The sequence below is a fragment of the Kitasatospora sp. NPDC057500 genome, from assembly GCF_042802195.1.
Lineage (GTDB): Bacteria > Actinomycetota > Actinomycetes > Streptomycetales > Streptomycetaceae > Kitasatospora.
The window spans coordinates 1-2468 of record NZ_JBHVER010000407.1 but is presented as its reverse complement, the minus strand read 5'-3'; the positions used below and the strand labels follow the sequence as shown (position 1 = coordinate 2468).

Sequence of the window (2468 nt, the reverse complement as noted above, 5' to 3'; positions counted from 1 at the left end):
GAGCACGACCTCCTTGAGCAGGCCGGTCGCGACGTCGAGGACGAAGCCGCGCACGGCGTCCGTGTGCGGGACGAACGGACTGGTGCGGATCCGGGCGGCCGACTGCCGGACGTCCGTCTCCAGGTCGGCGAAGGCCTCGGCGGCCCACGGGGGCTTGATCCCGGTCTCCTCCCGGATCGACTCGCGGAAGGCGTCGTCGGCGAAGGTCAGCATGCCGCAGTCGGTGTGGTGGACGAGGATGACCTCCCGCGTCCCGAGCAGCCGCTGGCTGATCGCCAGCGAGCGGATGGCGTCGTCGGTCGCCACCCCGCCGGCGTTGCGGATCACGTGCGAGTCGCCCTCGGTGAGGCCGAGCGCGCCGTAGACGTTGAGCCGGGCGTCCATGCAGGCCAGGACGGCCGTACGACGGGCCGGCGGGAGCGGGAGCGGGCCGTCGAAGGCCGCGGCGTAGTCGGCGTTGTTGCGCAGGTAGTGGTCGGTGGCGGTGTCGGTCATGGCGGACCGGTGTCCCTTCGGTGCGGTCGGATCGCGGTCGGCCCGGGCACGGGGAGCGGCGCGCGGAAGTGCGCGCGGGTGCACGGGCGGAGGACGGCCCCGGACGGCGCCCGGAGGGGGCGGCGCGGCCGGACGGGCCGGGTGGTTCGGACGATCAGACGATGACCGGACAGCCGGTGGAGTGGACGCGGCCGAAGTCGATGTGACGACGGCGGACGAGCACGGTCATGCGGGCACCGTACTGCCCGCTGCGGCCGCCCGCCGGGGAATCCGGCATTCTCCACCCCACCGGGTGACCGCCCCCGCCCCGGCCGGGGCGGCACGCGGTCGGCGGGCGGTGTTCGGCCAGCGGGCGGCGTCGGCCGACGGGCGGTGTTCGGCCGGGGTGGCGTCCGGCTCGGAAAATCCCCACGGCGCCGACCCGAGATCAGTACAGTGTCACATGTGATTCATCTGCTTCTTCACGGCGGCCACGGGTGATCCGCCCGTTCCTGCCCGCCGTCGACTATCCGGCACTGGCCGAGCTGCTGTCGGCCGAGGGGCCCGCGACCGTGACGGTGCCCGAACTCCGGGAGCGGGACGCGGCGTTGCCGGACGCGGACGAACTCTCCACCGACCAGCGGGGGCGGCTCACCGGGCACGGGCGGGTGCGGTTGGTCCAGCCCGGCCTCCACGGGGACCTGCTCGCCTTCGCCACCGCCTGGCGGGCCCCCTGGACGCCGCCCGGCGACCTCGCCTCGCTCGTGGTCAGCGCCCCCGGGCGCGCGCCGGCCTGGCTGCTGCCGCTCTACGACGGGCTGGAGCAGTGGGCACGCGGGGCCGGCGCCTCCCGGCTGCTCGGCGAACTCCCGGACGGGCTCGGGGAGTCCGGGCACACCCACGGGACCTGCCCGGCCGACCTGACCGGACTGCTGCTCGGCCGGGGCTACCGGGTGGACGCCCACGTCCGGTCGGCCGTGGCCGCGCTGGGCCCGGACCTTCCCGCCCCGCAGCCGCCGCCCGGCCTGCACCTGGACACCCTCGCCACCACCACCGCGGCCGAGCCCGAGCGGCAGCTCCACCGCCTCTACCGGGAAACCCTGCGGGACAACCCGGGGTTCGCCGACGCCCTCCCGGGCTTCGAGGCCTGGCGCGCCGAGGCCCTGGGCGGCCCCGACGGCCGGCTCGACTGGGTGTTCACCGCCGAGTACGCGGGACGGATCGTCGGTGTGACCGTCGCACACACCCTCCCCGACCCGCGGGCCTGCCGCGTCGACTACACCGGGGTGCTGCGCCAGTGGCGGGGCCGCGGCCTGGCCCGGGCGCTGAAGCTGCACGCCGCCCGGCGCCTGGTCGAGCACGGAGTGCGGACCGCGCACACCGAGGTGGAGGCCGGCAACGCGCGGATGGTCGCGGTGAACAAGGCCCTCGGGTACCGCTGGGGAGCGGGCCACCGGAGGCTGGTCAAGGAGTTCTGACGCGGGCCCGGCCCCCGAGCGGCGGCGTGTTGGAAGCCTGGTTCGCAGGCGACCCTCGACTACTCTGCGTCGACGAGTGATCAAATCATGACACTCTGCGACGAAAGGAGTCACCATGACGGACGACTTCAGTCAGCGACCGGCACCGGAGTCCGTGCGCCTGATCGACTTCGAGGAGGCGAAGGTCGTCCCGGGAATCGTTCCGGGCACCTTCATCCTCGTCGTCAGCGGAGAGAAGCCCTACGAGAGCATGACGGTCCGCCTGATCCCGCTGGTCTACGTCAGACAGCCGGAGTACTGGGGCATCGAGGTGACCGGCACGCTGCCCTCCGGCTTCCTGCTGCCCGTCACCGCCCCGTACACCGAGGCGCTGCCGCTGGACGGCATCACGGGCACCAAGGGCATCGAGGTGATCGGCGCGAACAAGCGGGAGAAGATCGGACTGCCGCTGGGCAAGTGAGCCCGGACCCCGGTCCGACCCGCGCGACTGCCCGCCCCCGGAGGGTGGCGGGCAGT

At 74.1% G+C, this 2468-nt stretch carries 4 protein-coding genes; 2 read left to right on the top strand and 2 right to left on the bottom strand.

What is annotated here, in order from left to right; genetic code table 11:
- Positions 1–495, bottom strand: a 495-nt coding sequence (locus tag ACFU74_RS36990; protein WP_380764528.1) for a beta-class carbonic anhydrase, incomplete at its 3' end; no start/stop codon positions are given.
- Positions 496–649: 154 nt separating this feature from the next.
- Positions 650–772 carry a hypothetical protein gene (locus tag ACFU74_RS36985; protein ID WP_380764527.1) on the bottom strand — a complete coding sequence of 41 codons (123 nt, stop codon included), beginning with the start codon at positions 770–772 and terminating at the stop codon, positions 650–652.
- 199 nt (positions 773–971) lie between these two features.
- Here ACFU74_RS36985 and ACFU74_RS36980 point away from each other — a divergent pair, with 199 nt between their 5' ends.
- Both ACFU74_RS36980 and ACFU74_RS36975 read left to right on the top strand, forming a co-directional pair.
- Complete coding sequence (locus ACFU74_RS36980; RefSeq protein ID WP_380764526.1) at positions 972–1952, top strand: GNAT family N-acetyltransferase; 981 nt, start codon at positions 972–974, stop codon at positions 1950–1952.
- Positions 1953–2067: 115 nt separating this feature from the next.
- Positions 2068–2412 (top strand): hypothetical protein, encoded by a 345-nt coding sequence (locus ACFU74_RS36975; protein ID WP_380764525.1) that lies wholly within the window; start codon positions 2068–2070, stop codon positions 2410–2412.
- Positions 2413–2468 lie beyond the last annotated feature (56 nt).